The sequence below is a fragment of the Providencia sp. wls1943 genome, from assembly GCF_009706275.1.
GTDB lineage: Bacteria > Pseudomonadota > Gammaproteobacteria > Enterobacterales > Enterobacteriaceae > Providencia > Providencia zhijiangensis.
The window spans coordinates 1-20,811 of record NZ_WLTU01000009.1 but is presented as its reverse complement, the minus strand read 5'-3'; the positions used below and the strand labels follow the sequence as shown (position 1 = coordinate 20,811).

The 20,811-nt window shown below is 44.3% G+C and carries 12 protein-coding genes and 2 rRNA genes; 3 read left to right on the top strand and 11 right to left on the bottom strand.

The features are described 5' to 3' along the window. Positions 1-98: 98 nt before the first annotated feature. Both GKR48_RS04645 and metH read right to left on the bottom strand, forming a co-directional pair. Positions 99-686 (bottom strand): hypothetical protein, encoded by a 588-nt coding sequence (locus tag GKR48_RS04645; protein ID WP_154601994.1) that lies wholly within the window; start codon positions 684-686, stop codon positions 99-101. 72 nt (positions 687-758) lie between these two features. Then, a complete protein-coding gene (gene metH, locus GKR48_RS04640) occupies positions 759-4,442 on the bottom strand; it encodes a methionine synthase (protein WP_336431116.1) in 3,684 nt (1,227 codons plus the stop codon). A gap of 269 nt (positions 4,443-4,711) precedes the next feature. Between metH and iclR the strand changes: the two genes are divergently transcribed. Beyond that, the gene (gene iclR, locus GKR48_RS04635) at positions 4,712-5,542 is read left to right on the top strand and encodes a glyoxylate bypass operon transcriptional repressor IclR (RefSeq protein WP_036955435.1); all 831 of its coding nucleotides are present in this window, start codon (positions 4,712-4,714) and stop codon (positions 5,540-5,542) included. A gap of 56 nt (positions 5,543-5,598) precedes the next feature. Here iclR and GKR48_RS04630 read toward each other — a convergent pair whose 3' ends face one another. The 3 genes from GKR48_RS04630 to GKR48_RS04620 form a co-directional block, all read right to left on the bottom strand. Further along, positions 5,599-6,486: an N-acetylmuramoyl-L-alanine amidase gene (locus tag GKR48_RS04630; protein ID WP_154627217.1), complete on the bottom strand. Its 888-nt coding sequence runs from the start codon at positions 6,484-6,486 to the stop codon at positions 5,599-5,601. 327 nt (positions 6,487-6,813) lie between these two features. Then, positions 6,814-7,092 carry a helix-turn-helix domain-containing protein gene (locus tag GKR48_RS04625; protein ID WP_154627216.1) on the bottom strand — a complete coding sequence of 93 codons (279 nt, stop codon included), beginning with the start codon at positions 7,090-7,092 and terminating at the stop codon, positions 6,814-6,816. Between the two features lie 410 nt (positions 7,093-7,502). Beyond that, positions 7,503-8,297: an N-acetylmuramoyl-L-alanine amidase-like domain-containing protein gene (locus GKR48_RS04620; RefSeq protein ID WP_154627215.1), complete on the bottom strand. Its 795-nt coding sequence runs from the start codon at positions 8,295-8,297 to the stop codon at positions 7,503-7,505. 235 nt (positions 8,298-8,532) lie between these two features. On the opposite strand from GKR48_RS04620, the gene edd reads away from it, so the two are divergent. Both edd and GKR48_RS04610 read left to right on the top strand, forming a co-directional pair. Next, positions 8,533-10,383: a phosphogluconate dehydratase gene (gene edd, locus GKR48_RS04615; RefSeq protein ID WP_154627214.1), complete on the top strand. Its 1,851-nt coding sequence runs from the start codon at positions 8,533-8,535 to the stop codon at positions 10,381-10,383. 57 nt (positions 10,384-10,440) lie between these two features. After that, positions 10,441-11,079, top strand: a complete 639-nt coding sequence (locus GKR48_RS04610; RefSeq protein ID WP_108479271.1) for a bifunctional 4-hydroxy-2-oxoglutarate aldolase/2-dehydro-3-deoxy-phosphogluconate aldolase — start codon at positions 10,441-10,443, stop codon at positions 11,077-11,079. Positions 11,080-11,141: 62 nt separating this feature from the next. On the opposite strand, the gene aceK is transcribed toward GKR48_RS04610, so the two are convergent. The 6 genes from aceK to GKR48_RS04580 all read right to left on the bottom strand — a co-directional run bounded on the left by aceK (position 11,142) and on the right by GKR48_RS04580 (position 20,794). Next, positions 11,142-12,884, bottom strand: coding sequence for a bifunctional isocitrate dehydrogenase kinase/phosphatase (gene aceK, locus GKR48_RS04605; protein ID WP_154627213.1), 1,743 nt, complete (start codon positions 12,882-12,884; stop codon positions 11,142-11,144). Positions 12,885-12,993: 109 nt separating this feature from the next. Then, positions 12,994-14,301, bottom strand: a complete 1,308-nt coding sequence (gene aceA / locus GKR48_RS04600) for an isocitrate lyase (protein WP_154627212.1) — start codon at positions 14,299-14,301, stop codon at positions 12,994-12,996. 68 nt (positions 14,302-14,369) lie between these two features. Further along, positions 14,370-15,968 carry a malate synthase A gene (gene aceB, locus GKR48_RS04595; protein WP_154627211.1) on the bottom strand — a complete coding sequence of 533 codons (1,599 nt, stop codon included), beginning with the start codon at positions 15,966-15,968 and terminating at the stop codon, positions 14,370-14,372. A 364-nt stretch (positions 15,969-16,332) separates the two neighbouring features. Next, entirely contained in the window at positions 16,333-17,262 is a 930-nt protein-coding gene (metA, locus tag GKR48_RS04590) for a homoserine O-acetyltransferase MetA (RefSeq protein WP_036955456.1), read from the bottom strand. Between the two features lie 367 nt (positions 17,263-17,629). After that, positions 17,630-17,745 (bottom strand): 5S ribosomal RNA (gene rrf / locus GKR48_RS04585). A gap of 143 nt (positions 17,746-17,888) precedes the next feature. Further along, a 23S ribosomal RNA gene (locus GKR48_RS04580) occupies positions 17,889-20,794 on the bottom strand. Between the last annotated feature and the right edge of the window lie 17 nt (positions 20,795-20,811).

Below are 20,811 nucleotides of genomic sequence, written 5' to 3'. Positions count from 1 at the left end.
TGAATTTTTAAGAAAATAATTTGGGTGATTATCGTAATTGATTATAAAACGAGCTAATCACCCTCTAATTAATAATTAAATTGTCTTAATGCGGAAAATTAATTAACGCGATATCCACCATGCTTACTGGCAAATAAATTAAACTTACCCCACTCAATTAAAATCAATTCCAATTTTTGATGACTAATTTTGCATAGCGTCGATATTTGGGAAACCACAAAATGGTTTTCACCCACTAACTCTTCTGAAAATACCTCGGCAATTAATTCACTCTCTTTCGCTGTAATTAACCAACCATCATTGGTCGCAAATTTATGAACCGGAACCATACCTTCTTTGGTACTTTCTTTAGAGAGTAACTTATCTTCCGCTTGTTGGGCTTGATAAAACGCGTCGATTTCTTCTTGTGAAGGGATCGGCTCAACCCGCTCTTGGTTTTCCAAGAACAGATAAATTTCTTCTGCTCTTGCTGGCGTTAACTCGCTTCTTAACCAAATTTGGTTAAAGCAATGTTCCGTCAATGAATCTTCAGTATCCAATTTGTCCATGATTTGCAAAATACTCATCATGGCACTCACCGCATCTTCGCTCATCATAAACGTGTCTGGTGCGGCGCTATTTTGGATCTGATAAGGATAAACTACCGAGGACGGCAGTTTTCCTTCAATTATAAATTCATAGCTCATCATTTGCTCCCAATAGATTTCCTACCTATAAGATGGAGGCGAATAACTGAAAAATCAATCTTCTGGATCAAATCAATCTTCTGGATCATAGCCGAGGTTCGGTGCTAACCAGCGTTCTAATTCTGCGACCGTCATTCCTTTGCGTTTAGCATAATCTTCAATTTGATCTTTTTGCACCTGCGCCACCGCAAAATATTTACTATCAGGGTGACTAAAGTACCAACCCGACACCGAGGCTCCCGGCCACATAGCGTAAGAGCTGGTCAGTTTCATACCAATTTTGTCTTCCACATTCAGGAGTTGCCAGATTTTTTCCTTTTCTGTGTGTTCAGGACAAGCGGCATAACCCGGCGCAGGGCGAATGCCTTGATAATTTTCACGGATCAACTCTTCGTTGCTCAGCGCTTCATCCGGTGCATAGCCCCAATACTGGGTTCTCACTTGTTGATGCAGATATTCCGCAAAAGCTTCGGCCAAGCGATCAGCCAAGGCTTTCACCATGATTTTATTATAATCATCGTGGGCATCCTCATACTGCTGTGCCAGAGCATCCTCTTCTAACCCACCGGTCACTGCAAACGCACCGATATAGTCCGCTTGGCCACTCTCTTTCGGTGCCACAAAATCGGATAAACAGTAGTTAGGAAAATCGGTTTTCAACGTTTGTTGGCGTAAATTCAGTGCAACCGCTTGGACTTCATCCCGAGCAGAGGAGCGATAGATTTCCACATCATCCACTACGCTGTTTGCAGGGAAAATGCCAAAAATCCCTTTTGGCGTCAGTAATTTTTGGCTATCCAGCGTGTCGAGCATCGCATTGGCATCCGCCAACAATTTGCGCGCCTCTTCCCCGACGACTTCATCTTCCAGAATTCGCGGATATTTACCTGCCAATGACCATGTCATAAAGAATGGCGTCCAGTCGATATAGTCACGCAATGTTTTAATCGATGCCGTCACTTCTTGAACGCCTAGGAATTTAGGAACCGGAGGCTGGTACTGTTGCCAGTCAATATTCACCCCATTAGCGCGAGCGGCTTCTAATGTGACGGGTGGCGTTCTTGGTTTTTTGCGCCCATGTTGCAGGCGAACCGTGTCATATTCACGACGCGTTCGGGCTACAAACTCGGCTTTTTGGGTTGCTGAAAGTAATGCGGCAACGACACCCACTGTACGGGATGCGTTCTGCACATAGACCGTGGGCCCTGAATAGTTTTGCTCGATTTTCACGGCAGTATGGGCTTTCGAGGTGGTTGCGCCACCAATCAATAGCGGTAAGGTAAACCCTTGTCGCTCCATCTCTTTTGCCACATGCACCATCTCATCTAACGACGGTGTAATCAGCCCCGATAAACCAATAATATCGACGTTTTGTTCACGAGCGGTTTTCAGGATCGTTTCACATGGCACCATAACGCCTAAATCAATGATTTCATAGTTATTACACTGCAGAACGACGCCCACGATATTTTTACCAATGTCGTGCACATCCCCTTTCACCGTCGCTAATAATACTTTACCAGCACTGCTGCCCGACTGTTTTAGCTCTTGAATATACGGCTCTAAGTACGCCACGGCTTGCTTCATCACTCGAGCGGATTTCACCACTTGAGGCAGGAACATTTTTCCTTCCCCAAACAGGTCGCCCACCACATTCATGCCGTTCATTAACGGGCCTTCGATCACCTCGATTGGGCTTGATGCGCGTTGGCGAGTTTCTTCCGTATCTTGGATAATAAATTCCGTGATCCCTTTCACTAGCGAGTATTCCAGTCGTTTTTCGACCTCCCAACTGCGCCATTCCGCTTGTTGAACTTGCTGCTCTTGTCCCCCTGTTCTACGGTATTTTTCAGCCAGTTCCAGTAATTTTTCAGTACCGTCTTCTCGGCGATTGAGGATCACATCTTCTACTGCGTTTTTAAGCTCGGCAGGAAGATCGTCATAAATGGCCAGTTGCCCCGCATTGACGATCCCCATATCCATCCCATTGCGGATCGCGTGGTACAAGAAAACCGCGTGAATGGCTTCACGTACCGGATCATTGCCTCGGAATGAGAAAGAGACGTTTGATACCCCACCGGAGATCAATGCATGGGGCAGCTGATCTTTAATATCTTTACAGACTTCAATAAAATCAACGGCATAGTTATTGTGTTCTTCAATCCCCGTAGCAACCGCAAAAATATTCGGGTCAAAAATAATATCTTCAGGCGGGAAACCGACCGTTTCCGTCAATATTTGGTATGCGCGGCGGCAAATTTCGATTTTGCGCTCGCGGGTATCTGCTTGCCCCACTTCATCGAACGCCATCACCACCATCGCCGCACCATATTTGCGGACTAATTTGGCATGTTCAATAAAGGTATCAACCCCCTCTTTCATGGAGATGGAGTTCACGATCCCTTTACCCTGAATGCACTTCAGGCCTTTTTCGATCACATCCCATTTTGAGGAATCGATCATAATAGGCACCCGTGCAATATCCGGCTCCCCCGCGATCAAATTCAGAAAACGCACCATCGCCGCGTGAGAATCTAGCATTCCCTCATCCATATTAATGTCGATGATCTGCGCGCCGTTTTCCACTTGTTGGCGAGCGATATCCAGGGCTTCTTGGTAATTTTCTTCTTTAATTAAACGCTTGAATTTTGCCGAGCCTGTGACATTAGTACGCTCTCCCACGTTCACAAACAGAGACTGCGCACCAATATTCAGCGGCTCTAAACCGGATAAACGACATTCCACTGGCAATTTTGGCAACTGGCGAGGTTTAAGCCCCTCAACGGCTTGCGCCATTTTTTGGATATGAAGTGGCGTGGTACCACAGCATCCACCGACAATATTTAAAAAGCCAGCTTCCGCCCATTCGCGGATCTGCTGCGCCATATTTTTGGCATCAAGATCGTATTCACCGAATGCATTCGGTAATCCTGCATTGGGGTGGGCGCTAACATAGCACTCTGAAATACGCGATAATTCAGCGATATATTGACGAAGCTCATCAGGCCCCAGTGCACAGTTAAGCCCGAATGATAGCGGCTGAGAGTGACGCAATGAGTTATAAAATGCTTCCGTGGTTTGCCCTGATAAGGTGCGCCCCGAGGCATCAGTGATAGTCCCTGAAATCATCACCGGCAAGTGGATCCCAAGGGCTTCAAATTCAGTTTCTACAGCAAAAATCGCCGCTTTTGCATTTAATGTGTCAAAGATAGTTTCGATCATGATCAGATCGACACCGCCCGTAATCAGCGATCGTGTGGATTCGCGATAGGCATCCACCAGCTGATCAAACGTCACGTTGCGATAGGCCGGATCATTCACATCAGGGGAGATCGATGCCGTACGGTTTGTTGGTCCCAGAACCCCAGCCACATAGCGTGGTTTTTCTGGGGTTTTACGTGTCCACTCATCGGCACATTCACGCGCAAGGCGAGCTGCGGTTTCGTTGATTTCCGCAGAAAGGGCTTCCATTTTATAATCCGCCATCGCAATGGTGGTGGAGTTAAATGTATTGGTTTCAACAATATCCGCTCCTGCCGCAAAATATTGGCTATGGATATCGCGAATAATCTCGGGCTGGGTGAGCACAAGTAAATCATTATTGCCTTTCAAATCACTTGGCCAATCGGCAAAACGTGCGCCGCGAAACTGCTCTTCAGAGAGTTTATGGCGTTGGATCATCGTTCCCATCGCACCATCTAGGACGAGAATTCTATTTTTTAGTTGTTGTTCTAATTGGTTTTTCTTGCTGGACACTGCACTGTCCTCCTGAAAATGATAATCCCTCGGCTTAATCTGCCCCATGCTGTGACTTCGCACAGCTAACTTGCTAAAACGTCAATGAATTGAAAATAAACTAAATTTGTATAAATCACATCCTACCATAACTTCAGAAGAGAAAATTCTTCGTTATGATGAGAGTTTTTCAGGTTGCCAAAGATCGACTTTTTGCTGATCCGATGAGTATTTTTGAATGAAATCATTCATAATAGAAACGAATATTCATTCCTGTCAGGAGACACTTGATGGCGGCTACACCCATTACTAAAAAAATAAAGAAGGCAAAAGGACCTGCGAGTGGCGCTACGGCTGCCGGACAAGTTCAATCCTTAAGCCGTGGACTGACGCTTTTGGAATACATTTCTGAATCAACTGGGGGGATCGCTCTCACCGATTTAGCCCTTCAAGCCGGCTTACCTAATTCCACGACTCACCGCTTATTAATGACCCTCGAACAGCACGGTTTTGTGCGCCAGACAGGGGATCTCGGGCTGTGGGTCATCGCTTCTCATGCCTTTATCATTGGCAGTAGCTTCCTTGAAAGTCGTAATTTATTAGCCCTTGTCCATCCGATATTACGCCGTTTGATGGAAGAATCTGGTGAAACCGTCAATTTAGCGATTTTAGATCACACGGAATATGACGCTGTGATTGTTGACCAAGTACAATGTAATGCACTAATGCGTATGTCTGCCCCGATTGGCGGAAAACTGCCGTTACATGCATCAGGTGCAGGAAAAGCGTTTATTGCCAATTTGCCTGAAGAACAGCTAATTCCATTACTGGGTAAAAAAGGCTTACATGCCTATACACCGCATACATTAACTAACCCCTCCGCATTGAAAGAAAATCTGCAACAAGCTAAAAAACAAGGATTTTCTTATGATGATGAAGAACATGCGCTGGGGTTAAGATGTATTGGTGCCTGTATTTATGATGAACATAAAGAGGCATTTGCCGCGATCTCAATTTCTGGACCACTTTCGCGGATCACTGATGATCGGGTAACCGAGCTAGGAGCGATGGTGATCAAAGCTGCTAAAGAAATCAGCCATGAATATGGCGCTAATCGCTAGTAAGTAAAAGTGCGGGATCTCCCCGCACTTCTTCAATTAATCATGTTACTGACGGGTTAATCACCCTGTTGACCGGATGCGCTTTCCGATTTATTCGATTTCAAAGATTGTTTGAATTTCGGCATATTGCGATATTTTTCAATCAAAGCTAAAGCGATAGCTTCCGTTTCCGCATCTGCCCGCCCATCAATATCCCGTGAACGATAATGCATTTGGAATGCACGCAACGTCTGCTTCGTTTCTTTATCTAATTTTCCTGTCAGTGGGATCCCCGCATAGCCATAAAACTTCAATGCTTTTTGTAGGTTTAATACACTGACAGGAGCATTAATTTGTCGCCCAGCTAAATACTTATTGACGGTTTGAGGGTCAGGCCAAGCACCAATCCCATGCAACGCTAATGATTGCCACGGAAATGCACGCCCCGGATCTTGTTTACGCAGCGGTGCGATATCACTATGGCCAATGACATTTTCTGGAGGAATGTCATAACGTTGCATGATGTCTTTCAATAGTGGGATCAATGCATCTATCTGTGAGTCATTAAAAGGCGGCCAGATATCTTGACCATTTTTTCTCACCAAACCTTCATTAACGATTTCAATACCAATCGAGCTATCATTAAGTCCATGATGATATTGCCAGCGGCTATCCCCTGCGTGCCACGCTTTCAAACGCTCAGGAACGAGTTGTAAAATAACAGGCTGACCATTTTTTTGTGCAGGCTGACTAGGAATGAGGTAGTGGGAACTCACCTTTCCTTTCGTTAATATTTTAATTGAGTGGGCATCATCAGAAACAGTGTAATGCAGAACAATAAATTGAATGCGCTCACTGGTATTCTGTGACGGGTAACTCTGATCGAGATAGTAACCCGTTTTTGAAGGTGTCGTTGAACAACCGACAAGTAGGAATATGACAAATATCCATATTGCCCTAGCCATTTAAAACTGCCCTTTTTCCATGTTGAATTGTCGCACATTTAAGCACACCGCCCTCGATAAAACCATGAGAACTTTTCACAAAGAATCGTCTTAAATATGAGCAAATATAAAAAAAAGAGTAAACTAAATGAATCAAAAAAAGCAAAACATGAATACTTTTATAAAAAAGCTAATCGAATTTAATCGTTATCTGCTTTTATCATTTAAAAGCAGAATCATCAGATTCATGATATTTAATTATTAACTTTAAGATAGAATTAACAATTAAAATCATTTAATCATTATAATTTTTTTAATCTATAAAACTTTAAGGGAAGTGAAAATAAATTAAAAACTAGCCAGAGCCACCTCACTAGAATTATCTTTCTCTTTCTCAAATTGACGTGCAATCATAGTGGTAATTTCATGAATATCAATTTCAAGTAAAATAGCAATCTCGATTAATTTATCTAAACTCAGCTTATTCACACCCAGTTCATATCGAGATACCTGCTGCTGACTTAGCTGAATAATAGCCGCTAACTCCTGACCTGATAACCCTTTACTTACTCTAGCCTTACGAAGATGATTGCCAAGCAAAGCATAAATATTTTGTTTTTCTGACATGTACATGCTCACCCCAATATAAAGAACCCAATCAAACATTAACGGGCATTATAAAAACAATCTGTTTTTTTTAAAATAGATAAAAACAATAAAATTAACTATTATTGATAGGAATTTAAGGTGCCATTATGATTTTAATTTTTAATCCTTACTACTCCTAGTTGTAATTCATTGCTTTATAAAAAATTTTTTAATGTCACTCGTTGCTTTAACCTTGTGAAACTATTATTAAAACATCTCTAATTTAATAATGTTTTACAATTTAAATAGTTATGGCAATAATTAGTAACTAAAAATCACTTGTACTTACGTTTTAAGTTTATTTTAAAAATTAAAATTTATTTAAAATAATGTCATACGTCATCAGCATTAAAAAATAAGTCATTAGCGGGCTTAACTTTCAAACCAACTTATCTAAATACCATAATTCCACTTTTTCCTTGAAGATAAGAAAATAGTTCGACATCCATTACCCGTAAATTTTTTCGTTGCGAAGAAGCATGGCGAAATATCACTTTTTCGCCATCTCTAATAACAACACCCACATGGGTGACATCCAATCCTGATGCAGGGGAATAAATACCAATGTAATCCCCTGTTTTTAACTGCTTCAGTAATTTTCTATCAATAAATCGAGTTGGGATATAACCAATCACTCTTGGTGTTATTTTAACCGTAGCAATAATAGGATCACCGTTACTTTTTTTATTAAGTTGTTTATTAACAAAAATAGTGTGGGGGCTCAATTGAGCCGTTATATCAGAGACCACTTTATGATCCCCTTCTGCCCAATCCGAAAAGAAATGACGACGTTGATTAAATGCGACTTTTGCATCGACATAGCGTACTTTCTCTAAATATGAGGCAAATTGTTCAGCATCCTCTGCATACTTAAAGGCTTCGCTATACTCAATGAATGTCATGCAATCAACGGCTTTTAAGTCAATGATTAACCGTTCCGTTGAGAATGCATCCCTATTTAAAGTGCGATTATTGTAGGGAGTGCCCAACAAAGTGGCGGTTGCATTTGCCATTTTTTGCTCAGCATAACTACCTTGGCTAGCTGAAATCGCCTTCTCTAATACACCGTAAGAACCTGTGGTTAAAACCACTTCAGGCACTTCTGTCGCTTGAACGCTGCTTGAGCACAACCAAAAAACGCCTAACAGCCACCCAAGCGAACTCCGTTTTTTCAACCCAGCCATGTTTCCCTACTTGATTTTTATCTCAATGCCATTGACCAACTCATTATAGTTATTATTTATCATTCTGTTAGGCTGAAATGGTCACGATTACTCCCAAATTACTCCCCGATCCTCTTCTTGATTCAGATCACAGATATGTCGAAATCTTCATTTTGATCATTGCAACAATTGTTTTTTCATTGAACAATGTTACCGGTAACATAAAGAGTACTGTTTGTATAATGGAGCCATTATCATGAGCAAAAATATTTCTGACGTCACTCCTTCAACGAAGGTCAATGACCCTATTTTACAGATCACCCAACGTATCATCGCGCGCTCGAAAGAGAGTCGAAAAGCGTATCTCGAAAAAATTGAACAGGCTCGTAGCAGTACTGTACATCGCGCTGAATTAGCGTGTGGGAATCTGGCTCATGGTTTTGCTGCCTGCCAAAGCGAAGAAAAAAGTATTCTCAAAAGTATGACTCGTTCCGATATCGCTATCATTAACTCCTATAACGACATGCTTTCCGCTCATCGCCCCTATGACCGCTACCCTGACCAATTGAAACAAGCGCTACTAGAAAATGGTGCGATTGGGCAAGTAGCTGCGGGTGTTCCTGCCATGTGCGATGGTGTTACCCAAGGGCAAGATGGTATGGAACTCTCATTACTGAGCCGCGATGTTATCGCGATGTCCACTGCCATCGGGCTTTCCCACAATATGTTCGATGGCGCGCTCTATTTAGGGATCTGCGATAAAATTGTTCCGGGGCTGATGATGGGCGCGCTCTCTTTTGGGCACCTACCCGCGGTTTTTGTCCCCGCAGGCCCCATGAGCACTGGCTTACCCAACAAAGAAAAAGTGAGAATTCGTCAGCTATACGTTGAAGGGAAAGTTGACCGCAATGCATTACTTGATGCTGAAGCCGCGTCCTATCACAGCATTGGTACCTGCACATTTTACGGAACCGCAAACTCTAACCAAATGGTGATGGAAGTGATGGGGTTACACTTACCTGGCTCTTCCTTTGTTCCACCAGATTCCCCATTACGAGATGAACTCACTCGTGCTGCGGCTCGCCAAATTACACGCCTTACTGAGCAATCAGGAAATTATTTACCGATTGGTAAACTGGTTGATGAAAAAGTGATTGTAAATGGTATTGTGGCGCTTCTGGCAACAGGGGGATCCACCAATCTCACCATGCATCTGGTGGCGATTGCACGCGCCGCCGGCATCATTATCAATTGGGATGATTTTTCTGATCTTTCTGCTGTCGTTCCTCTGATTTGCCGAATTTATCCAAATGGCCAAGCTGATATTAACCAATTCCAAGCGGCCGGTGGCGTTCAGTTGTTGATCCGCCAGCTCCTTGCTAAAGGTTTACTCCATGATGACGTTCACACCGTCGCCGGATTTGGGTTATCACGTTATACCCTCGAACCTTGGTTGGACAACGGTCAATTATCTTGGCGCGAAGGGGCAAAAAATTCTTATGATCTTGAAGTGATTGCTGATATTGATCATCCTTTCTCCCATCACGGTGGGACTAAACTACTGTCTGGAAACCTTGGTCGCGCTGTGATGAAAACGTCAGCCGTTCCCGTTGAAAACCAAGTGATTGAAGCCCCAGCCATCGTGTTCAATAATCAAAATGATATTGCACCGCGTTTTGAAGCAGGCGAATTAGACAGAGACTGCGTCATTGTGGTTCGTTTCCAAGGACCATCTGCGAATGGCATGCCTGAATTACATAAATTAATGCCGCCACTCGGGGTATTATTGGATAAAGGCTATAAAGTGGCATTAGTCACTGACGGGCGATTGTCGGGAGCATCGGGTAAAGTACCTTCTGCTATTCATGTCACCCCAGAAGCTTACAATGGCGGCTTACTCGCCAAAGTCCAAGATGGTGATTTAATTCGCGTTAATGCATTAACGGGAGAAATTGAGCTTCTCGTCGACGAACAAATTTTATCCGCTCGTCAACCTTATCAAGCCGACCTGAGTGCAGAACGAGTGGGTTGTGGTCGAGAGCTGTTTGGTGCATTAAGACAACATTTATCCGGCGCCGAAGAAGGTGCTTGTAGTATTAATGACTGACTGTATTAATGACTGACTGTATTAATTTTTAATTTATACCGCTTACTAGGATTTATTATGAATAATTGGAAAATGACCGCTGAAGATGTTCTAAAACAAGGTCCTGTTGTTCCTGTCATTGTGATCAAGAAACTCGAGCAAGCCGTTCCTTTAGCAAAAGCCTTACTCAAAGGCGGTATCAAAGTATTGGAAGTCACGTTAAGAACGGAATGCGCCATCGAAGCCATCCGACTTATTGCTGAAGAAGTCCCTGAAGCGATTGTGGGTGCTGGTACCGTTATCAATGCAAAACAGCTGGCTGAAGTGACCCAAGCTGGCGCACAATTTGCTATCAGCCCAGGCTTAACGGACGAGTTATTAGCGGCGGCAAACCAAGGCAGCATTCCATTAATTCCCGGAATTTCCACCGTATCGGAATTAATGGCGGGCATGAACTACGGACTTAAAGAATTCAAATTCTTCCCAGCCGAAGCCAATGGTGGCGTGAAAGCGCTCAAAGCGATTGCAGGGCCTTTCTCCCAAGTTCGCTTCTGCCCAACGGGCGGGATCTCCCTCGCAAATTACCGTGATTATCTCGCTCTAGATAGCGTGCTGTGTATTGGTGGCTCATGGTTAGTGCCAGAAGATGCGCTGGAAAATGGCAACTACGATAAAATCACCGAATTAGCACAGCAAGCGGTGCAAGGTGCGCTGTAATTGCTAAGTTATGATGTGAGTGGTTGAGTTATAAAGTGGGTCATTGACCCACTTTCAATCAACTAAGCCGCAGAGATAGCGTGAAGAAATCGACGACAAAAGCGCTGATCTTCCGAGTAAGCAAACACATCTTCGACATACCCATCCAAAATACGTTTTTGCAGTTTTTGCCAATAATCTGCGTTAAATAAATCTTGATGATGCTGCTGTAAATAATCTCTAACTTTCGGGTCTTGGCATAAGAATTGCGCAAATTCTTCGGGGAAAACATCTTGCTCCCGCACACTGTACCAAGGTTCACCGGAGAGCTCTTGCTCAGGGTAAAGCGGCTCAGGAATATGACGGAAATTCACCTCGGTCATATAGCAAATTTCATCATAATCATAAAATACCACCCGACCATGGCGCGTTACCCCAAAGTTTTTAAATAGCATATCCCCTGGGAAAATATTGGCGGCAGCCAGCTGTTTGATGGCGCAGCCATATTCTTCTATTGCGTGATAAAGCTGCTCATCCGACGCTTCATCCATAAAAATATTCAGCGGGATCATCTTTCGTTCCATATAGAGATGACGAATTAATATTTTATCCCCCAGATCTTCAACCTGAGACGGCGCCTCCGTCAGTAACTCAGTCATTAGCTCATCACTCACAAAACGCTTTTCAATAATAAAGTTTTCAAACTCTTGAGTATCCGCCATGCGACCCACTCGGTCGTGCTCTTTGACCATTTGATAACACTCAAGCACTCGAGCTTTAGTCACTTCTTTTTGTGGCGCAAATTTATCTTTAATAATCTTAAATACCCGATCAAATGATGGCGCCGTAAACACCAACATCACCATTCCTTTCACACCAGGCGCGAGTGTAAATTGTTCTCGTGAAAAATTTAAATACGCCAAATATTCTCGGTAATATTCTGTTTTACCGTGTTTTTGGCAACCAATCGCCATATACAATTCAGCGATTGATTTACTGGGTAAGATTTCACGTAACCAGAAAACTAACCCAGCCGGAAATGGCGCATACACCATAAAATAGGAACGAGCGAAGCCAAACACGATGCTCGCGTCATCAAACCCAGTTAAACACGCGTCTACATACATTTTGCCGTCTTCATCATGGTGAATAGGCAATAAGAATGGGTAAACTTGGTGATTGATATATAGCTTCCCAACTAACCATGCGGCTTTATTCCGGTAAAACAGCTCATTCGCCACATGCAATTGAGCACCCTGTTCAACAATCTCAGGAAAGCGCTGCCTTAGCGTTTCCATAATACAGTCAATATCAAAGGCTAAATTTCGCCACGTTAAGCGAATGGGCAACCCACTTAAGATCCCATTAAATACCGTTTCCATGTTCCCATTGAGCTTATATTCGCGAGCTAATGGTCTTGGTAAGGTGCAAAAGCGCCGTGCTGGTTGTGAAGTAAAGATAAACAGATTTTCTTGAGTCAGCTCTCGATGTTGAAACAGCCGGCAATATACTGAATTAAAAAAACTTTCAGCAATTTCAAAACGCGGATAATCCGGCAGTAATGTCGCATAGACCTGTTTGATTCGAGCCAAATTATAAGGGCTGAGCGATTGCACTAGCCCCATACATTGCAGCTGAGCAACGACAAGCCCCACATGATGGTCATACAGCTTTATCCTTTGTTTCATCGCGTGTTGAACCGCATGCCAATCCCCGCGTTCAAAGCGTTCTTGAGCGCCCGAGGTGATTTCAAGAAATCGCCCATATTGCGCATCAAAGCCCTGCAAAATGGTTTGAGCGATGATCTGTTCAGTTTCAAGGGTCATCTTCACTCTCCCAATAAAAAAACAGGCACTTGCGTGCCTGAAAAGTCAAAAGATACACTTATGTCAACACACATACACCGAGCAATAGGAACCGTAAATTTCTCCCCGATTAGAATTGCTCTTCTTCAGTCGAACCCGTTAATGCCGTAACTGAAGAACTCCCCCCTTGAATCACCGTCGTCACCTTATCAAAATAGCCAGTTCCCACTTCTTGCTGATGAGAAGAGAAGGTATAGCCTTTATTGATAGCGGCAAATTCACATTCCTGAACTTTATCAACATAGTGTTTCATTCCTTCGCCTTGTGCGTAAGCGTGAGCAAGGTCGAACATGTTGAACCACATGCTGTGAATTCCCGCCAAGGTAATAAACTGGAAGCGATAGCCCATGTCTGACAACTCTTGTTGGAAACGAGCAATGGTGCTGTCGTCCAAATTTTTCTTCCAGTTAAATGAAGGTGAACAGTTATAAGCTAATAATTTACCTGGGAATTTGGCGTGAATTGCCTCAGCAAATTGACGCGCAGCTTCCAGATCTGGCTTGGAGGTTTCACACCAAACCAAATCGGCATAAGGGGCATAGGCTAAGCCTCGGCTAATCGCTTGCTCTATCCCTGCAGTGGTACGGAAGAAACCTTCAGCCGTACGCTCACCCGTGATAAATGGCTTATCATAAGGGTCGCAATCTGACGTTAATAAATCAGCAGCGTCCGCATCCGTTCTAGCAATTAAGATAGTAGGAACACCTGAAACATCCGCCGCTAAGCGTGCTGCAACTAATTTTTGGACTGCTTCTTGGGTTGGAACTAAAACTTTCCCGCCCATATGGCCACATTTTTTCACCGCCGCCAATTGATCCTCAAAGTGTACCGCCGCTGCGCCCGCTTCAATCATGTGCTTCATCAGCTCAAACGCATTCAGTACTCCACCAAAGCCAGCTTCCGCATCCGCAACGATAGGTAAAAAGAAATCGATGTATTCTTTATTATCGGGGCCAATGCCATTTGCCCACTGAATTTGATCCGCGCGACGGAATGTGTTGTTGATCCGCTGAACCACGTTAGGGACTGAGTCCACAGGGTAGAGTGATTGGTCTGGGTACATGCTGGATGCTGAGTTCGCATCTGCCGCAACCTGCCAACCAGAAAGATACACAGCTTCAATTCCCGCTTTTGCTTGTTGCAATGCTTGCCCGCCCGTTAATGCACCTAATGCATTTACATAGCCTTTCTTCGCGCCGCCATTCAGCTGTGCCCAAAAGCGTTCAGCTCCTTTACGAGCTAATGTATGCTCAGGATTGACCGAGCCGCGTAATTTGATCACTTCTTCGGCTGCATAAGGGCGAGTAATGCCTTTCCAGCGTGGTTTTTTCCACTCATTTTCCAATTGAGCAATCTGTTCTAAGCGCGATGTTGTCATGATTTACATCCTTTCTTGTTATCTGTCTTTGTAGGGTAATTGAGTGATATCTGCATTCTTCAAGTTGGCTAATCTAGTAATTGATAGCCCGGTATCGTTAAGAACTCGATCAACTCATCTTGGGTTGTGATTCGGCGCATCAGCTCGCTAGCTTCTTTGAATCGCCCACTTTGAAAACGATGGTCGCCAAGCTCTTTTTGGATGACTTGCAACTCTTCATCCAGCATCTCTTCAAATAACGCTTTCGTGACTTTCATGCCGTTCGATAATGATTTTCCATGACGGATCCACTGCCAAATTGATGTCCGCGAAATTTCAGCGGTCGCCGCATCCTCCATCAAACCGTAGATAGGCACGCAGCCATTTCCTGAAATCCATGCTTCAATGTATTGCACCGCCACGCGAATATTGGCGCGCATACCCGCTTCGGTTCTTTCACCCTCACAAGGTTTTAGTAACTGTTGCGCGGTGATTTCATCATCATTTTCACGTCGGATATTCAGCTGGTTTTTTCGCTCGCCTAATGCTTCGTTGAAAACCGCCATGACGGTATCAGCCAAACCTGGGTGTGCAATCCATGAACCATCATGACCATTGCGCGCTTCCAGCTCTTTGTCCGCTTTCACTTTGGCGAGAATCGCTTGATTTTCCTGTGCATCTTTACTTGGAATAAAGGCAGACATTCCCCCCATTGCAAACGCACCACGGCGATGACAAGTTTTGATCAGCAAACGTGAATAGGCGCTTAAAAACTCCTGCGTCATTGTCACCGACTGTCTATCTGGTAAAACTCGGTCAGCGTGCTCTTTCAATGTTTTGATGTAGCTGAAAATGTAGTCCCAACGCCCACAGTTAAGCCCAACAATGTGGTGTCGCATGTGGTACAAAATTTCATCCATCTGGAAAACCGCAGGGAGTGTTTCAATTAACACTGTGGCTTTGATAGTCCCGCGTGGTAAGCCTACATAATCTTCTGCGGCGCTAAACACATCACTCCACCATTGAGCCTCCTGCCACGATTCCAGCTTCGGAATATAGAAATAAGGGCCACTTCCCTTCGCCAGTAATGCCTGATAGTTATTGAAAAAGTAGAGTGCGAAATCAAACAACCCACCGGGTATCGGTTGGTTATCAACAAGCACATGTTTTTCGTCTAAATGCAGTCCACGCACTCGGGCGATCAACACAGCGGGATTAGATTTCAGCTGATAAACTTTGCCATTTTCATTGGTGTAAGAGATTTCGCCGGTGATCGCATCGCGTAAGTTGATTTGCCCATCAATCAACCTTTCCCATGATGGCGATAAAGAGTCCTCAAAATCAGCCATAAATACTTTTACGTTAGCATTCAATGCGTTGATCACCATTTTCCGATCAACTGGCCCAGTAATTTCTATACGACGATCTTGTAAATCGTCAGGAATATTTTGAATCTTCCAATCTGCATTTTTAATGGAATTAGATTCCATAATAAAGTCAGGTAAACTTCCTGCATCAATCTCTTTTTGGCGATGCACTCTATCTTTGAGTAGCTGCTCTCTTCTTGGCAAGAAACCTTCAACGAGATAAGAGAGAAAGCCAATAGAATCAGCATTTAATATCTGTTTTGCTTGCTGAGAAAATGCTTTCTTGAAGGTTAAATCTGAAATAGATAACTGCTGATCCATTGTTTTTTCCTCACTCATGGCTGGCTATGAATTAAGAGTAAACTCAAAAAACAAATAAATCAAAAACGGTTTCCATTTTAATTTAAATTAATTTTATCTACTTGATATAAAAAGAGATATTTACTATTTTTATTTTGCTTTTAATTTCTATTACAAAAAACAAAGTGTTAAATATTAGTTAAATCATAGGGTTGTATATTGGTGGGATTTTTATTGTTAAAAATAAAAAATGAACAAATAGGCAAAAAACGGTTATTTATTCATCTAAATAAAGAAGGGAATCTTGATTTAAAGACCAAATAATTTTGATTATTCAGCCTTATATTCTGAGATATGACCAGTTAACTGGCATTAAGTGAGGTTTTTAATCTAAAGTCGGTTCCATGTGAGTAAGATCAAATGGTGTGATCTGATACACATAATAATTGAGCCAATTGGAGAATAACAAGTGGCCATGACTACGCCAACGAACTTCCGGTGAATTATTCGGATCATCATTTTTGAAATAATTACACGGCAGTTCAGGTGTGATCCCTGCATCCACATCACGCCAATATTCTTGGGATAATGTCTCTGCATCGTACTCAGGATGTCCCGTGACAAATGCCAAACGCTTATCTTTTGATGCAAATAAGTACGCTCCTGCTTCCGGTGAACTGGCTAAAATATCAAGGTCTGTGTTCTGGCGAATATAGTCTTCAGGGAAATCGGCATAACGGGAGTGCGGTGCATAAAAAGAAGCATCAAATCCCCGAGTTAATAACGCGTAAGGCTCTAATGTTTCGTGTGAATATACCCCAGAAAGTTTCTCTTTACGGGTTAATTTAGGTAAATCATACAATACGTTAAGTGCAGCTTGAACAGCCCAGCAAACAAACAATGTTGAAGTCACATGCTCTTTTGCCCATGCAATCACGCGCTCTATTTGTTCCCAATAACACACGTCAGCAAATTCAACTAAGCCGAGCGGAGCACCTGTGACAATTAATCCATCAAAATTTTGGTGTTTAATATCTTCAAAATCACAGTAAAAATTGTTCAAGTGTTCCGTTGGTGTATTCTTAGATTCTCGCTGATCAATGCGTAGAAGCTGGATGTCGACTTGTAATGGCGTGTTTGATAGCAACCGTAAAAATTGGTTTTCAGTCTCAATTTTTTTAGGCATTAAGTTCAGTATCAGTACTTTCAAGGGACGGATCTCCTGAAGGCTGGCTCTTGTCGTGGTCATGACAAAAACATTTTCTTCACGCAAGAAATTAACTGCTGGTAGCTCATCAGGCAGGCGAATTGGCATGGTTCATCCCCTTAAATATACTTTATACGTTTAGACTTCTAGAATGCTAAACAATCTAACCAATGTAACTCTACTTGTCGAGCGTTTCAAAGCAAGTTGAAATAATTTCAAGCGATAGTCGGTGTTATAGGAATATTGAGAGTCTATCAAACTGATAACTCGATGATATCCAGACTTTTTATTACAGCGTGATAGCTAAAATGGCTTAGACTTTTTTGATCTGAAATAGAGAGGATTTTAAGATTTATTGTTTCTGGAATAATGATTTTCGGGTGGTAGGTTTTACATAGTAGCCTTTAAATGCAGGTATTCAAGTACCCCAAACGCAAAAAAGCCACCCAATGGGTGGCTTCTCGGCTAATTTAATGTCTGGCAGTTCCCTACTCTCACATGGGGAGACCCCACACTACCATCGGCGCTACGGCGTTTCACTACTGAGTTCGGCATGGGGTCAGGTGGGACCACCGCGCTATTGCCGCCAGACAAATTCTGTTTATTCCCGTTTAGCCTTTCATTCACTAAACCAGAATATCAATCCTGAACAAGCTGTTGTGTCCACCTCTCGGCGTCTCACACTTTATTGAATCAACGTTAATCTCTCATCTCGAAAACACCTTCGGTGTTGTCAGGTTAAGCCTCACGGTTCATTAGTATTGGTTAGCTCAACGTATCGCTACGCTTACACACCCAACCTATCAACGTCTTAGTCTTAAACGTTCCTTTAGGACCCTTAAAGAGTCAGGGAAGACTCATCTCAAGGCAAGTTTCCCGCTTAGATGCTTTCAGCGGTTATCTCTTCCGCACTTAGCTACCGGGCAATGCCATTGGCATGACAACCCGAACACCAGTGGTGCGTCCACTCCGGTCCTCTCGTACTAGGAGCAGCCCCTTTCAATCTTCCAACGCCCACGGCAGATAGGGACCGAACTGTCTCACGACGTTCTAAACCCAGCTCGCGTACCACTTTAAACGGCGAACAGCCGTACCCTTGGGACCTACTTCAGCCCCAGGATGTGATGAGCCGACATCGAGGTGCCAAACACCGCCGTCGATATGAACTCTTGGGCGGTATCAGCCTGTTATCCCCGGAGTACCTTTTATCCGTTGAGCGATGGCCCTTCCATACAGAACCACCGGATCACTAAGACCTACTTTCGTACCTGCTCGAGCCGTCACTCTCGCAGTCAAGCTGGCTTATGCCTTTGCACTAACCGCATGATGTCCGACCATGCTTAGCCAACCTTCGTGCTCCTCCGTTACTCTTTGGGAGGAGACCGCCCCAGTCAAACTACCCACCAGACACTGTCCGCACCCCGGATAACGGGGCTACGTTAGAACATCAAACATTAAAGGGTGGTATTTCAAGGTTGGCTCCACGCAGACTGGCGTCCACGCTTCAAAGCCTCCCACCTATCCTACACATCAAGGCTCAATGTTCAGTGTCAAGCTATAGTAAAGGTTCACGGGGTCTTTCCGTCTTGCCGCGGGTACACTGCATCTTCACAGCGAGTTCAATTTCACTGAGTCTCGGGTGGAGACAGCCTGGCCATCATTACGCCATTCGTGCAGGTCGGAACTTACCCGACAAGGAATTTCGCTACCTTAGGACCGTTATAGTTACGGCCGCCGTTTACTGGGGCTTCGATCAAGAGCTTCTCCTTACGGATAACCCCATCAATTAACCTTCCAGCACCGGGCAGGCGTCACACCGTATACGTCCACTTTCGTGTTTGCACAGTGCTGTGTTTTTAATAAACAGTTGCAGCCAGCTGGTATCTGCGACTGGCTTCAGCTCCATGGGTAAACCACTTCACCTAATGCCAGCGTGCCTTCTCCCGAAGTTACGGCACCATTTTGCCTAGTTCCTTCACCCGAGTTCTCTCAAGCGCCTGAGTATTCTCTACCTGACCACCTGTGTCGGTTTGGGGTACGATTAATGATAATCTAGAGCTTAGAGGCTTTTCCTGGAAGCGGGGTATCAGCTACTTCGCCACCGTAGTGACTCGTCATCAGACCTCAGCATATAGTGAACCGGATTTGCCTAATTCACCTGCCTACATCCTTAAACCGGGACAACCGTCGCCCGGCCAGCCTAACCTTCTCCGTCCCCCCATCGCAATTATCACCAGTACGGGAATATTAACCCGTTTCCCATCGACTACGCATTTCTGCCTCGCCTTAGGGGTCGACTCACCCTGCCCCGATTAACGTTGGACAGGAACCCTTGGTCTTCCGGCGTGCGGGTTTTTCACCCGCATTATCGTTACTTATGTCAGCATTCGCACTTCTGATACCTCCAGCATGCCTCACAGCACACCTTCACAGGCTTACAGAACGCTCCCCTACCCAACAATATTTACATATCGCTGCCGCAGCTTCGGTGCATAGTTTAGCCCCGTTACATCTTCCGCGCAGGCCGACTCGACCAGTGAGCTATTACGCTTTCTTTAAATGATGGCTGCTTCTAAGCCAACATCCTGGCTGTCTGAGCCTTCCCACTTCGTTTCCCACTTAACTATGACTTTGGGACCTTAGCTGGCGGTCTGGGTTGTTTCCCTCTTCACGACGAACGTTAGCACCCGCCGTGTGTCTCCCGTGATAACATTCTTCGGTATTCGTAGTTTGCATCGAGTTGGTAAGTCGGGATGACCCCCTAGTCGAAACAGTGCTCTACCCCCGAAGATGAGTTCACGAGGCGCTACCTAAATAGCTTTCGGGGAGAACCAGCTATCTCCCGGTTTGATTGGCCTTTCACCCCCAGCCACAAGTCATCCGCTAATTTTTCAACATTAGTCGGTTCGGTCCTCCAGTTAGTGTTACCCAACCTTCAACCTGCCCATGGCTAGATCACCGGGTTTCGGGTCTATACCCTGCAACTCATTCGCCCAGTTAAGACTCGGTTTCCCTACGGCTCCCCTATACGGTTAACCTTGCTACAGAATATAAGTCGCTGACCCATTATACAAAAGGTACGCAGTCACACCACAAGGGTGCTCCCACTGCTTGTACGTACACGGTTTCAGGTTCTATTTCACTCCCCTCGCCGGGGTTCTTTTCGCCTTTCCCTCACGGTACTGGTTCACTATCGGTCAATCAGGAGTATTTAGCCTTGGAGGATGGTCCCCCCATATTCAGACAGGATAACACGTGTCCCGCCCTACTCGTCGAGTTCACAACACTAACACCTTCGGATACGGGGCTATCACCCTTTACTGCCGGCCTTTCCAGACCGTTCTCCTGATGCTAATGCTGATTAAGACTCTGGGCTGCTCCCCGTTCGCTCGCCGCTACTAGGGGAATCTCGGTTGATTTCTTTTCCTCGAGGTACTGAGATGTTTCAGTTCCCTCGGTTCGCTTCGTTTGACTATGTATTCATCAAACGATAGTGCAACGAATTGCACTGGGTTTCCCCATTCGGAAATCGTCGGTTATAACGGTTCATATCACCTTACCGACGCTTATCGCAGATTAGCACGTCCTTCATCGCCTCTGATTGCCTAGGCATCCACCGTGTACGCTTAGTCGCTTAACCTCACAACCCGAAGGTGT

Excerpts from the sequence above, each read along its gene's own strand:
- GKR48_RS04620 (WP_154627215.1), bottom strand. The coding sequence starts at position 8,297 with ATGGCTGGGTTGAAAAAACGGAGTTCGCTTGGGTGGCTGTTAGGCGTT.
- GKR48_RS04630 (WP_154627217.1), bottom strand. The coding sequence starts at position 6,486 with ATGGCTAGGGCAATATGGATATTTGTCATATTCCTACTTGTCGGTTGT.
- metA (WP_036955456.1), bottom strand. The coding sequence starts at position 17,262 with ATGCCAATTCGCCTGCCTGATGAGCTACCAGCAGTTAATTTCTTGCGT.
- iclR (WP_036955435.1), top strand. The coding sequence starts at position 4,712 with ATGGCGGCTACACCCATTACTAAAAAAATAAAGAAGGCAAAAGGACCT.
- GKR48_RS04645 (WP_154601994.1), bottom strand. The coding sequence starts at position 686 with ATGAGCTATGAATTTATAATTGAAGGAAAACTGCCGTCCTCGGTAGTT.
- aceK (WP_154627213.1), bottom strand. The coding sequence starts at position 12,884 with ATGACCCTTGAAACTGAACAGATCATCGCTCAAACCATTTTGCAGGGC.
- aceA (WP_154627212.1), bottom strand. The coding sequence starts at position 14,301 with ATGACAACATCGCGCTTAGAACAGATTGCTCAATTGGAAAATGAGTGG.
- aceB (WP_154627211.1), bottom strand. The coding sequence starts at position 15,968 with ATGGATCAGCAGTTATCTATTTCAGATTTAACCTTCAAGAAAGCATTT.
- edd (WP_154627214.1), top strand. The coding sequence starts at position 8,533 with ATGAGCAAAAATATTTCTGACGTCACTCCTTCAACGAAGGTCAATGAC.
- GKR48_RS04625 (WP_154627216.1), bottom strand. The coding sequence starts at position 7,092 with ATGTCAGAAAAACAAAATATTTATGCTTTGCTTGGCAATCATCTTCGT.
- GKR48_RS04610 (WP_108479271.1), top strand. The coding sequence starts at position 10,441 with ATGAATAATTGGAAAATGACCGCTGAAGATGTTCTAAAACAAGGTCCT.